General features: G+C 48.8%; 12 protein-coding genes. 10 read left to right on the top strand and 2 right to left on the bottom strand.

Going from position 1 to position 12,432, the window contains the following annotated elements; all coding sequences use genetic code 11:
• The first annotated feature begins 73 nt into the window (after positions 1–73).
• The 4 genes from H6A13_RS08635 to hemW are packed head-to-tail and all read left to right on the top strand — an operon-like array spanning position 74 to position 5,053.
• Entirely contained in the window at positions 74–1,087 is a 1,014-nt protein-coding gene (locus H6A13_RS08635; RefSeq protein WP_204909202.1) for an alpha-hydroxy-acid oxidizing protein, read from the top strand.
• 18 nt (positions 1,088–1,105) lie between these two features.
• Positions 1,106–2,086, top strand: coding sequence for a DNA polymerase III subunit delta (holA, locus tag H6A13_RS08630; protein WP_204909201.1), 981 nt, complete (start codon positions 1,106–1,108; stop codon positions 2,084–2,086).
• 46 nt (positions 2,087–2,132) lie between these two features.
• Positions 2,133–3,947 (top strand): translation elongation factor 4, encoded by a 1,815-nt coding sequence (gene lepA, locus H6A13_RS08625; RefSeq protein ID WP_204909200.1) that lies wholly within the window; start codon positions 2,133–2,135, stop codon positions 3,945–3,947.
• Positions 3,947–5,053, top strand: a complete 1,107-nt coding sequence (hemW, locus tag H6A13_RS08620; RefSeq protein ID WP_204909199.1) for a radical SAM family heme chaperone HemW — start codon at positions 3,947–3,949, stop codon at positions 5,051–5,053. The genes lepA and hemW overlap by 1 nt, the downstream gene beginning before the upstream one ends.
• Here hemW and H6A13_RS08615 read toward each other — a convergent pair.
• Positions 5,048–5,560: a DUF4364 family protein gene (locus tag H6A13_RS08615; protein WP_204909198.1), complete on the bottom strand. Its 513-nt coding sequence runs from the start codon at positions 5,558–5,560 to the stop codon at positions 5,048–5,050. The two genes, hemW and H6A13_RS08615, sit on opposite strands and share 6 nt — an antisense overlap.
• Positions 5,544–6,485 (bottom strand): tRNA modification radical SAM protein MnmL/YtqA, encoded by a 942-nt coding sequence (gene mnmL / locus H6A13_RS08610; RefSeq protein ID WP_204909197.1) that lies wholly within the window; start codon positions 6,483–6,485, stop codon positions 5,544–5,546. Before mnmL ends, H6A13_RS08615 begins: the two co-directional genes overlap by 17 nt.
• Positions 6,486–6,673: 188 nt before the next feature.
• Here mnmL and rho point away from each other — a divergent pair, with 188 nt between their 5' ends.
• The 6 genes from rho to H6A13_RS08580 form a co-directional block, all read left to right on the top strand.
• Positions 6,674–8,014 carry a transcription termination factor Rho gene (rho, locus tag H6A13_RS08605; RefSeq protein WP_476703428.1) on the top strand — a complete coding sequence of 447 codons (1,341 nt, stop codon included), beginning with the start codon at positions 6,674–6,676 and terminating at the stop codon, positions 8,012–8,014.
• A 102-nt stretch (positions 8,015–8,116) separates the two neighbouring features.
• Positions 8,117–8,320, top strand: a complete 204-nt coding sequence (rpmE, locus tag H6A13_RS08600) for a 50S ribosomal protein L31 (protein ID WP_070089959.1) — start codon at positions 8,117–8,119, stop codon at positions 8,318–8,320.
• A 108-nt stretch (positions 8,321–8,428) separates the two neighbouring features.
• Complete coding sequence (locus H6A13_RS08595; protein WP_204909196.1) at positions 8,429–9,370, top strand: DUF1385 domain-containing protein; 942 nt, start codon at positions 8,429–8,431, stop codon at positions 9,368–9,370.
• Complete coding sequence (gene prmC / locus H6A13_RS08590) at positions 9,333–10,184, top strand: peptide chain release factor N(5)-glutamine methyltransferase (protein WP_243424767.1); 852 nt, start codon at positions 9,333–9,335, stop codon at positions 10,182–10,184. Before H6A13_RS08595 ends, prmC begins: the two co-directional genes overlap by 38 nt.
• 44 nt (positions 10,185–10,228) lie before the next feature.
• Positions 10,229–11,299: a peptide chain release factor 1 gene (prfA, locus tag H6A13_RS08585; RefSeq protein ID WP_204909195.1), complete on the top strand. Its 1,071-nt coding sequence runs from the start codon at positions 10,229–10,231 to the stop codon at positions 11,297–11,299.
• Positions 11,300–11,720: 421 nt separating this feature from the next.
• Positions 11,721–12,432 (top strand): hypothetical protein (locus tag H6A13_RS08580; RefSeq protein WP_204909194.1); only part of this gene is annotated, 712 nt, incomplete at its 3' end.

The following is a 12,432-nucleotide window of genomic DNA, read 5'->3' as shown; positions in this document are numbered from 1 at the left end:
TAGAATAGTCAGACGGATAGAGCATCTGCCTGAAGAACTTTTGAATAACAGAGCAGAAAAGAGGTAAAGTACAATGACGTATCAGGAAGTATTAGAGAATGCAAGAACATGTATCGGACCTTTCTGCAAAGCCTGTCCGGTATGTAATGGAAAGGCCTGCAGCAACAAGGTGCCGGGTCCCGGAGCCAAGGGAACCGGAACTGTGGCGATCCAGAATTATGACGCATGGCAGAAGATCTGCATTAATATGGATACCATCTGTGAAAATAAACCGGTGGACACCAGCTTTGAACTGTTTGGACAGACATTCAGATATCCGATCTTTGCAGGACCGGTAGGGGCGATGAAGCTGCATTACGGAGATAAATATGACGACCTGGAGTATAACAGTATCCTGGTATCTGCCTGCGCAGACGCGGGAATAGCCGCTTTCACAGGCGACGGGACGAATCCGGCAGTCATGGAAGGAGCGACGCAGGCGATCAAGGCTGCGGGAGGAAAGGGAATCCCCACCATCAAACCATGGGATATCAATACGCTCAAAGAAAAATTCGCCCTGGTAAAGGATTCCGGAGCATTTGCCGCTGCGATGGATATCGATGCGGCCGGTCTTCCGTTCCTTAAGAATCAGACGCCTCCGGCAGGAAGCAAATCTGTAGAGGAACTCAAAGAAGTGGTACAGGCTGCAGGGGTTCCGTTTATCTTAAAGGGAATCATGACAGTAAAGGGCGCTCTGAAGGCAAAAGAAGCAGGGGCGGCAGCCATCGTTGTATCCAACCATGGCGGACGTGTACTGGATCAGTGCCCGCCGACTGCTGAGGTGCTTCCGGAGATCGCGGAGGCTGTCGGAAAGGATATCAAGATCTTTGTGGACGGCGGCATCCGTTCCGGCGTGGACATTTTAAAAGCCCTGGCGCTTGGCGCAGACGCCGTGCTGATCGGCCGGCCGTTTGTAACAGCCGTATACGGCGGAGCGGCAGAGGGAGTGTCAGCCCTGACAGAAAAACTTTCCGGCGAACTTGCCGATGCAATGGCAATGTGCGGAGTACACAGCTTAAGCGAGATCACAAGAGAAGTGGTACGATAAGATCCGCTGAGGAGATCTATGAAAAGTATAAACGAAGATATCAAGTCAGGAACATTTAAACAGGCCTACCTCCTCTATGGGGAGGAGGCCTATTTAAAAAAGCAGTATAAAGATAAGATCACGGAAGCCATGTTCCCGGACGGGGACAGGATGAACTATACTTATTATGAAGGAAAAGGGATCAATCCGGGCGAGCTGATCGATCTGGCGGAGACCATGCCTTTCTTTGCAGAGCGCAGACTTATCGTGGTGGAAAACTCCGGCTTTTTTAAAACGGCGTCGCCGGAGCTTGCCGATTATGTGAAGAACATGCCAGAGACGGCATGTTTTCTGTTTGTGGAACAGGAAGTGGACAAAAGAGGCAGGCTTTATAAGGCGGTCAAAGAAAAGGGCCGTGTGGCAGAGCTTGGCATTCAGGATGAGAAAACACTTCTATACTGGATCGCCGGTAATATGAAGCGGGAAGGCAAAAAGATCAGGGAATCTTCGGCGCGTTATCTGATAAGCCGGGTGGGGACCGATATGGAGAATCTGGAGCAGGAGATGGAAAAGCTTTTTTCCTATACTCTGGGAAGGGAAGAAATCACACCGCAGGATATAGATGCGATCTGTACCGGACATATTACCAATCAGATCTTTGCCATGGTGGATGCTGTGGCGGCCAGACAGCAGAGAAAGGCGCTGGACCTGTATTATGACCTGCTGGCGCTGAAGGAACCGCCTATGAGGATCCTGTATCTGGTGACCCGGCAGTTTAAACTCCTTCTGGAAGTAGGAGATATGGTCCGCCGGGGATATGACAAGTCCAGGATCGCCGGCGAGGCAAAACTCCACCCCTTTGTGGCAGGGAAATGCATGCAGCAGTGCCGGGCTTTTTCGGAAAAAGACTTAAGGGGAATCCTGGAAGAGGCGGCGGACATAGAAGAAAAGGTAAAGACCGGGCGGCTGATGGACCGGATGGGCGTAGAACTTTTCATTGTAAAGAACAGTGGGATGTGATATACTACGCTGTGCAAAATTGTTGAACGGAAAGGGAAGAAGATACGTGGCAGGAATAGAGCAGAAAAATATTCGTAATTTTTGTATTATTGCACATATTGACCATGGGAAATCTACACTGGCAGACCGGATCATTGAGATGACGGGTCTTCTGACAAAGCGGGAGATGCAGTCTCAGGTTCTGGATAATATGGATCTGGAGCGGGAGAGAGGAATTACGATCAAAGCCCAGGCGGTCCGTACGGTATATCGGGCAAAGAACGGAGAAGAATACATTTTCAATCTGATCGATACACCGGGCCATGTGGATTTTAATTATGAGGTTTCCAGAAGTCTGGCAGCCTGCGACGGCGCGATCCTGGTTGTGGATGCGGCCCAGGGGGTGGAGGCACAGACCCTGGCAAATGTGTATCTTGCTCTGGATCACGATCTGGATGTGATGCCTGTGATCAATAAGATCGACCTGCCAAGCGCAGAACCTGACCGGGTGATCGAGGAGATCGAGGATGTGATCGGGATCGAGGCTCTGGACGCGCCGCGGATCTCTGCCAAGACCGGAGAGAATGTAGACGAAGTGCTGGAGCAGATCATTGAGAAGATCCCGGCTCCTTCAGGCGATCCCAAAGCGCCTTTAAAAGCGCTGATCTTTGATTCCCTTTATGATTCCTATAAAGGTGTGATCGTTTTTTGCCGGATCAAGGAGGGGACGGTCAGAAAAGGGACGCCGATCCTGATGATGGCAACCGGCGCCAGGGCAGAGGTCGTGGAGGTCGGATATTTCGGAGCCGGCCAGTTTATTCCCTGCGATGAACTGGAAGCAGGCATGGTGGGATATATTACCGCAAGTCTGAAAAATGTGAAGGATACCCGTGTGGGCGATACCATCACCAACGCGGCAAAGCCCTGTGCGGAACCGCTTCCCGGATATAAAAAGGTAAATCCCATGGTATATTGCGGCATGTATCCGGCAGACGGGGCTAAGTATCCGGATCTTCGGGATGCACTGGAAAAACTGCAGCTGAATGATGCGTCTTTGCAGTTTGAGCCGGAGACGTCGATCGCACTGGGATTTGGTTTCCGCTGCGGGTTCCTGGGGCTTCTGCATCTGGAAATCATACAGGAACGTCTGGAAAGAGAGTATAACCTGGATCTGGTAACAACAGCTCCCGGAGTTATTTATAAAGTTTATAAGACCAATGGAGAAGTGATCGAGCTGACTAACCCGTCCAATCTTCCGGATCCTTCGGAGATTGAATATATGGAAGAACCGATCGTCAAGGCCGAGATCATGGTTACCTCTGAGTTTATCGGGGCGATCATGGAACTGTGCCAGGAGAGAAGAGGCGTCTATGACGGAATGGAATATATGGAAGAGACCCGCGCGGTTCTGCGGTACCATCTGCCTCTGAATGAAATCATCTATGATTTCTTTGATGCATTGAAATCCCGGTCCAGAGGATATGCATCCTTTGATTATGAGCTGGATGGATATGTACAGTCGAATCTCGTGAAACTGGATATCCTCATTAATAAAGAGGAAGTGGACGCCCTGTCCTTTATCGTTCATGCGGATACCGCTTATGAGCGGGGCAGAAAGATGTGCGAGAAGCTGAAGGAGGAGATCCCAAGACAGTTGTTCGAGATCCCGATCCAGGCGGCCATCGGCAGCAAGATCATTGCCAGAGAGACTGTGAAGGCTATGCGTAAAGACGTGCTTGCCAAGTGCTACGGCGGAGATATCACCCGAAAGAAGAAGCTTCTGGAAAAGCAGAAAGAAGGAAAGAAGCGGATGCGTCAGGTAGGAAATGTGGAGATCCCGCAGAAAGCATTTATGAGTGTATTAAAGCTGGATGATAAGTAATGAGACCTTTAGAATTATATCTTCATATACCATTTTGTGTACAGAAATGTAAATATTGTGATTTCCTGTCCGCTCCGGCTCCGGCCGGAGAACGGCGGGAATATGTAGAGAGCCTTTGCCGGCAGATACGAAAGTACCATGAGCTGGCGAAGGCTTATCATGTTGTCAGCATCTTTATCGGAGGGGGAACGCCATCTCTTTTAGAAAGCTGCCAGATGGAACGGATTGCAGAGGCAGTCCGGGAGACTTTTGTGCTGGAAGAGGACGTGGAGTTTACCATTGAGGCAAATCCGGGAACTCTGACCATGGAAAAGCTGGAGACTTACCGGAAACTTGGCGTCAACCGGTTAAGCCTGGGGCTTCAGTCGGCAGATAATGATGAATTGAAACGGCTGGGGAGAATCCACACATATGAAGATTTTCTGGAAAGCTTCCGGCTGGCCAGGCAGGCGGGATTTGGGAATATCAATGTGGATCTGATGTCCGGGATCCCGGGACAGACGCTGACAGGGTTTGAACATACTTTAAAAACTGTGGCGGAACTGGGGCCGGAACATATTTCTGCCTATGGGCTGATCATTGAAGAAGGAACTCCCTTTTATGAGATGTATGGAGAGAAAGGGCGGGAGAGAGCGCAGCATGCAGGAGAACTTCCGGATGAAGAGACGGAAAGAAAGATGTATCACAGGACCAGGGAAATCCTGGAAGGATATGGATTCCTGCGCTATGAGATTTCCAATTACGCGAAGCCGGGTTTCTCATGCCGTCATAACCTGGGGTACTGGGACCGGACAGAATACCTGGGGATCGGGACCGGCGCCGCGTCTCTGATCGGACATGAGAGGTGGAACCAGGGAGAAGAGAAGATCACGCTGTCTATGCAGGATGAAATGGAAGAGTATATGTTCCTGGGACTTAGAAAAATGGAGGGCGTGTCCCGCCGCAGATTCCGAGTACTGTTCGGGTGCGAGATGGAAACGGTGTACGGACAGGTACTGGAAAATATGCAGAAAAAAAATCTCCTGGAATGTGCAGGAGATTTTGTGCGGCTGACGGAGTTTGGGATCGACGTCAGCAACTATGTGATGAGTGAATTCCTGTTATAACAGATGCGCCATGATCCATGCGTAGATTTCTTCATTTTTCTGCTGCCAGTTGTTGGCGATCGTCTCGGCTTCCTTTTCGGTAGGCGCGGTGACGGTAAGATCGATCAGGGGAACGCCCTGCTCGACCACCTGGCAGTGAATGGAGTACTCCCGGTTGGTGTTCCGGTAGTAGTCGGACTTGACTGATACTTCATTTTTTAATTCATAATTTTTTTCTTTTAAAAAAGAATCAATATCTTCCTGAATGGCCGTGGAAATGTCATTTTTAAAAAAATGCAGAGTTTCCCGGCCTTCTTCTGTCAGATGGTAGAAGGTGCGGCTGTGAGTGGATTCCTCCCGGATAAATCCGGACTCTGCAAGCTCTGCAAGAGCCTGCTGGAGTTTAAAATAGGTGGTATATCCTTCGTCCAGGATAAACTCGGAGATCTGGGAATTTGTCAGAGGGAAATCCACTTTATTCAGCATATATAAAATAATCAGTTTGTACAATTTAAATGTTGAAGCCATGATGATACTCCTTTCCCTGCCACAGGTCCTGATCTTTCAGATATCTGTGGAGCTGGTTTAAGACCCGGCGTTTATGAAGGGACCATTCCGGCGCGATCAGAAGGTCTCTGGGACCGTCCCCGGTCAGACGGTGGATGACAACATCCGGCGGCAGAAGACAGAGACAATTTCCGATGATACGGATATACTCGTCCATGGAAGGGAGCCGGAAAGGCTCTTTTTCATACAGCACTGCCAGGTCTGTATGACGCAGTACGTGAAGAAGCTGGAATTTGATCCCCTGGATGTCCATGGCGGCAAGATAGCGGACCGTATCGGTGATCATGGACTCTGTCTCGCCCGGAAGGCCGATGATCACGTGAACGATCACATCAATGTTCCGGTCTCTCAAACTGGAGACTGCCTGTTCAAAGACGGGAAGTTCATAGCCCCTCCGGATCAGCCGTGCAGTATCCGGGTGGATGGTCTGCAGTCCCAGTTCGATCCATACCGGTTTGATCTGCCGGAGTTCTTCCAGAAGATCAAGGACTTCCGGCTCCAGACAGTCGGGCCGGGTGGCAATGGACAAAATCCGGATATCCGGATGACGGATGGCTTCCATAAACAGAGCCCGGAGCCTGGATACCGGTGCATAGGTGCCGGTATACGCCTGAAAATAGGCGATATATCCACCGCCTGCATATTTGGCCAAAGATTGTGCTTTTCCGGTCTCAATCTGCTCTGTGACAGACAGATGTCTGTCTGAAGCAAAGTCGCCGGACCCTCCCTGGCTGCAGAAAATACAGCCCCGGGTTCCCAGGGTTCCGTCCCGGTTGGGGCAGGTGAATCCTCCGTCCAGAGAGATCTTATACATTTTTTCTCCGTATCTGGTCCGCAGCTCATAATCCAGAGAGTGGTACCGTTTATCATTCCATTGCTTTTTCATACTTAACTTCTATCATACCATTACAAATGGGGCATTTCAATAAAAAAACTCTTTAAAAACAGATACCGTTGTAGTATAATACGAATGTATTTTATCCAAGTCATATCGACAGCAGAATCCCGAACATACAGATTAAGAAGAGAACAAAAAGAATTGATGACCATAGGAAAGAAGAGGAATAGACAGAAATGATGAGAGAAAAATATGAATCTCTGCCGCTGGCGACATTGAAGGATCTCGCAAAGGCGAGAGGGCTCAAAGGCGTTTCCGCATTGAAGAAAGCAGAAGTGATCGAACTGATGCTGGAGGAAGACGAAAAAGAAAGACAGGCGGATCGGGAAACGGTTAAGGAAATGTCCGCAAATACGGGAGATAAGGATATTCATGATATCGACAAGCTGGACAGCGGAATCAAAGCCAACGGCATTCTGGAAGTGATGCCGGACGGTTACGGATTTATCCGCAGCGCCAATTATCTGCCGGGAGAAAACGATGTATATGTATCGCCGTCCCAGATCCGTAAGTTTAATCTGAAGACAGGAGATATCCTGGAAGGCAATACCCGGATCAAGACGCAGCAGGAAAAGTTCAGCGCACTTTTATATCTGACAAAGATCAATGAACTGGATCCGATGAAAGCGGTGAGAAGGTCTAATTTTGAGGACATGACCCCCATTTTCCCGGATGAAAGACTCAGACTGGAAACAGGAAAGACAAGCACTGCTATGAGGATCGTGGATCTGTTGTCCCCTATCGGAAAAGGACAAAGAGGTATGATCGTATCACCTCCGAAGGCTGGAAAAACCACGCTTTTAAAGCAGGTGGCGCTGTCTGTGCGCAAGAATAACCCGGAGATCCACCTTCTGATCCTGCTGATCGATGAGCGTCCGGAGGAAGTAACGGATATCAAAGAGACGATAGAAGGCGAGAATGTAGAGGTTATTTATTCTACCTTTGATGAACTTCCGGAGCATCATAAGCGTGTGTCTGAGATGGTGATCGAACGGGCGAAGCGTCTGGTGGAACATAAGAAAGACGTTATGATCCTTCTGGACAGCATCACCAGACTGACCCGCGCCTATAACCTGACAGTACCGCCCTCAGGAAGAACGCTTTCCGGTGGTCTTGATCCTGCAGCCCTCCATACGCCGAAGCGTATCTTTGGCGCGGCCCGCAATATGCGGGAAGGAGGAAGCCTTACGATCCTTGCCACAGCGCTTGTAGATACCGGAAGCAAGATGGATGACGTTATCTACGAAGAGTTTAAGGGAACCGGCAACATGGAACTGGTGCTTGACCGCAAGCTGTCTGAGCGCAGGATGTTCCCGGCCGTTGATATTCACAAATCCGGAACCAGACGGGAGGATCTGCTGCTGTCAAAAGAAGAGCAGGAGGCAGTGGATACCATGCGCCGCGCATTGAACGGAATGCGGGCTGAAGAGGTGGCTGACAATATTCTGAATATGTTCAGCAGGACCAGAAACAATGCGGAATTAATTCAATTGGTAAAAAAGACAAAATTAATCTAGACAAGGTTTGACATTTATGCTATGATTATATAGCTGTTTAGAAAACGAATATTGATCGCACGATTCCCGTGCGGCTGACTAAATAAAGAAGAGGTGAAAATCATGAAAGAAGGAATCCATCCGGCATATCATCAGGCAACTGTAACTTGTAACTGCGGAAACACATTTGTAACAGGTTCTACCAGCGAAGACATTCACGTGGAGATCTGCTCCAAATGCCATCCATTCTATACCGGACAGCAGAAAGCTGCACAGGCTCGCGGCCGTGTAGATAAGTTCAACAAGAAATACGGAATGGGCAAATAAAGCTTACAAGAGACGGGTTGAGGTTTTTAAGAATCTCAACCCATTTTTGTGTGTGACAGATAAGTCCGGCAGGCAGACAAAAAGCCTGCCTTTGGGAGGAAGAAAAGCATGAAGTCATCCAATATCGGCGGCCAGGCCGTATTAGAGGGCATAATGATGAAACATAAAGACGAGTATGCAGTGGCTGTGCGAAAAAGCGACGGTGAGATCATTGTGGAGAAAAATGTCTATCACAGTATTGCCGGCAGAGCAAAAGGTCTGACAAAGATCCCTTTTATCCGGGGCATTTTTAATTTTATTGATTCTCTGGTACTGGGAATCCGGACACTGACATATTCGGCATCCTTTTTTGAGGATGAGGAAGAAGAGCAAAGAGAACTATCCAGGGAAGAGGAAAAGAAGAGAGAACAGCAGGAGAAATGGCTGATGCGGGGAACCGTAGCATTTTCTGTGATCGTGGCCGTGGCTATTTTTATGGTCCTTCCCTATTTTCTGTCTTCTGTTCTGGAACCGGGAATCCCGTCTTACCATGTCAGGACACTGGTTGAAGGATTGATCCGGATCGGCATTTTTGTGCTGTACATATTGCTGATATCCAGGATGGAAGATATTCAGAGGACCTTTATGTACCACGGAGCGGAACATAAATGCATCAATTGTATTGAACACGGACTTCCGCTGACTGTAGAGAATGTCAGGAACAGCTCCAGACAGCATAAGCGCTGCGGGACCAGTTTTCTTTTCTTTGTACTGGCTATCAGTATTCTTTTGCTGTTTCTGATCCAGGTGGAGTCCACGGGTATGCGGGTGTTGATCCGGATCCTGCTCCTGCCGGTGATCGCCGGGATCTCTTATGAAGTGCTGAAGCTTGCGGGGAATTCTGACAATCCTCTGATCAACCTGCTCAGCAGGCCGGGGCTGGCGATTCAGAAACTGACCACCAAAGAACCGGACGACTCCATGATCGAGGTGGCGATCCAGGCAGTGGAGGCGGTATTTGACTGGAGAGCGTATGAACGGGAAAATTTTGACACTGCAGCAGATTTATAGAGAGGGGAAAGAGACCCTGGAACGTGCGGGAATTGCAGAGGCCGGACTGGACGCCTGGTATCTTTTGGAATATGTGACAGGGATCAGCAGGGCTTCTTATTATGGGGATCCCGGACGGGTGGTTACAGAGGAAGATCTTTGCCGTTACAGAGAGTGTATTGAAAAAAGAGCAGGGCATATCCCTTTACAGCATATCACCGGAGAGCAGGAGTTTATGGGGCTTTCTTTCCGGGTGAATGACCAGGTACTGATCCCGAGACAGGATACGGAGACGCTGGTAGAAGAAGCGCTGAAGTATGCCATGCCTGGTATGCGGGTGCTGGATCTGTGTACCGGATCCGGCTGTATTTTGATCAGTCTGCTCCATTTCTGCCCTGGACTGACCGGCGTTGGAAGTGATATTTCCGCAGAAGCTCTTAAAATGGCAAGAACAAACGGACAGAGACTGCATGTGGAAGACAGGGCACAGTGGCTCTGCGGAGATCTGTTTGAAAAAGTAACAGGCGCTTTCGACCTGATCGTATCGAATCCGCCGTATATCCGTTCTGCAGAGATTGAAGAACTGCAGGAGGAAGTGCGGCTGTATGATCCCAGGATCGCATTGGACGGAGCGGAAGACGGTCTGCTTTTTTACCGGAGGATCATCGAAGAAAGTAAAAGTTATCTGAAGAATGGCGGACGCCTGCTGTTTGAGATTGGCTGCGACCAGGGGAGAGACGTGGCGGAACTGCTGGAAAATGCCGGGTATACGGAAGTTTCTGTGAAAAAAGATCTGGCAGGTCTTGACCGTGTTGCGGCGGGAAGGTTACAATAAAAGACAGTGAGTCTTGAATGTATGGAAATGAAGGAGGAATACTCATGTTTGATAAATTAGAAGATCTGGTTGTAAGACTGGAGGAAATCTTAAGTGAGCTGCAGGAGCCGGATGTGGCAAACGATCAGAACCGGTTCCGGAAGCTGATGAAGGAACAAAACGACCTGACGCCGATCGTTGAGGCATATCAGGAGTACAAAACCTGTAAGCAGAATATTGAGGACAGCCTTCAGATGCTGGAAGAAGAGTCTGACGAGGAACTGCGTGAACTGGCAAAAGAAGAACTGAATGATTCCAAGGCAAGAGTAGAAGAATTGGAGCATGAATTAAAAATTCTCCTTCTGCCGAAAGATCCCAATGATGAAAAGAACGTAGTCGTTGAGATCCGTGCAGGAGCAGGAGGAGACGAAGCGGCATTGTTCGCCGCTGAAATCTATCGGATGTATCTGCACTATGCAGAGAGTCAGCACTGGAAAGTAGAACTGGTAGAATGTGAAGAGATCGGGATCGGCGGAATGAAGAATGTGACCTTTATGATTGACGGAAAAGGGGCATATTCCAAGATGAAATACGAATCCGGTGTACACCGGGTACAGAGAGTGCCGGAAACCGAGTCGGGCGGCCGGATCCATACTTCCACCATTACGGTAGCCGTGATGCCGGAAGCAGAAGATGTAGATATTCAGATTGATGAAAAAGACATCCGGATCGATGTCATGCGCGCGTCCGGAAACGGCGGTCAGTGCGTCAATACCACAGACTCTGCGGTACGTTTGACCCATTATCCCACCGGTATTGTAATCTACAGCCAGACAGAAAAATCTCAGCTGCAGAATAAAGAAAAAGCATTCGCTCTGCTGCGCGCAAAACTCTATGATCTGGAGTGCCAGAAGCGCCACGATGCAGAAGCAGAAGCAAGAAAGAGTCAGATCGGAACCGGCGATCGTTCCGAAAAAATCAGAACCTACAACTTCCCGCAGGGACGCGTTACCGATCACCGTATCGGACTGACTCTCTATAAACTCGACAAAATCATGAACGGAGATATCCAGGAAATCATAGACGCCTGCATCGCAGCCGATCAGGCAGCCAAACTCGCAAACATGAACGAATAGCACGAACGCAAAAGCGAGAAGGGACTCTGGATCCATGCTTGCATAGGATCCAGAGTCCCTTTTCGCTTTTATGTGAGTCAAACGAACACCGAGATGAAGCGAAGCGGAATCGAGGTGGCGTTCGTGCTATTCGGGGGAAGAGTAAACGAACACCGAGAAATGCGAAGCATTTAGAGGTGGCGTTCGCCGTTCCAACCATTGACACCTTCCTTTTCCATCTGCTATCATATATTTGCAAATACATATTCTGTATTTATCTTTTTTCTTCCGCAGTATCGCGGAACTATTCCAAACTTCAAAAACAAAATCTGTATCGCAGGATCTGAAAATGCCGGGAATGGCAGAAGGATTCTCCTCCTTTCTTTTCTCAAATTCTCCTTGGCTTTTCAGAGAAAAAGCAATACAATGAAAGGAGAAAACTATGCAAAAAAGGAATCTTGAAGAGCTGAATCTACTTGATGATTTTCTGATGGGAAGCGTGTTAAGCTACCCGGGGATCGGCCCGGAAGTATGCCGGAGAATGGTATCCATTATCCTGAACCGGGAAATCAAACAGATCCGGATCATTCCCCAGAAAGTATATTTTGGCGCAGACACAGACAAACACGGCATCCGCCTGGACGTTTATGCAGAAGAAAAAGCAGATGACCTAAATACGGTTTATGATATCGAACCGGACAAAGACGGAAGAGAATCTCTGCGTCTGGCATTGCCTAAACGGGCCCGCTTCTACCATGCAAAGATAGACGCAGACAGTCTGGCATCCGGGGAAGATTACGGGAAACTGAAAAATGTAATTGTGATCTTTATATGTCCCTATGATCCTTTTCAGTTAAACCGTATGGTCTACACGATCAAAAGCTGCTGCGTGGAGGAACCGGGTCTTGTTTATGAAGACGGAGCCAGAACCATATTTCTATATACAAAGGGAATAAAAGGAAATCCGCCGGCGGAACTTCAACGGCTTTTGCAGTATCTGGAAGATTCCAGGGAAGAGAATGCAAAGGATGCGGATCTTATGGCCATCCATCAGATGGTTCAGAAAGTGAAGCATGACAGGGAGGTGTCACTGGAGTATATGAAAATATTTGAACGGGAGCGTCTGATACGTGAGGACGGTTATGCAAGTGGCA

This window comes from Mordavella massiliensis (genome assembly GCF_016902415.1).
Taxonomy (GTDB): domain Bacteria; phylum Bacillota; class Clostridia; order Lachnospirales; family Lachnospiraceae; genus Merdimonas; species Merdimonas faecigallinarum.
Note: the sequence above shows the minus strand (reverse complement) of the source record. Positions and strands in the feature narration are given on the sequence as shown.

Coding starts and splice junctions, on each gene's coding strand:
- H6A13_RS08635 (WP_204909202.1), top strand. CDS start 74: ATGACGTATCAGGAAGTATTAGAGAATGCAAGAACATGTATCGGACCT.
- holA (WP_204909201.1), top strand. CDS start 1,106: ATGAAAAGTATAAACGAAGATATCAAGTCAGGAACATTTAAACAGGCC.
- hemW (WP_204909199.1), top strand. CDS start 3,947: ATGAGACCTTTAGAATTATATCTTCATATACCATTTTGTGTACAGAAA.
- H6A13_RS08615 (WP_204909198.1), bottom strand. CDS start 5,560: ATGGCTTCAACATTTAAATTGTACAAACTGATTATTTTATATATGCTG.
- mnmL (WP_204909197.1), bottom strand. CDS start 6,485: ATGAAAAAGCAATGGAATGATAAACGGTACCACTCTCTGGATTATGAG.
- rho (WP_476703428.1), top strand. CDS start 6,674: ATGATGAGAGAAAAATATGAATCTCTGCCGCTGGCGACATTGAAGGAT.
- rpmE (WP_070089959.1), top strand. CDS start 8,117: ATGAAAGAAGGAATCCATCCGGCATATCATCAGGCAACTGTAACTTGT.
- H6A13_RS08595 (WP_204909196.1), top strand. CDS start 8,429: ATGAAGTCATCCAATATCGGCGGCCAGGCCGTATTAGAGGGCATAATG.
- prmC (WP_243424767.1), top strand. CDS start 9,333: ATGAACGGGAAAATTTTGACACTGCAGCAGATTTATAGAGAGGGGAAA.
- prfA (WP_204909195.1), top strand. CDS start 10,229: ATGTTTGATAAATTAGAAGATCTGGTTGTAAGACTGGAGGAAATCTTA.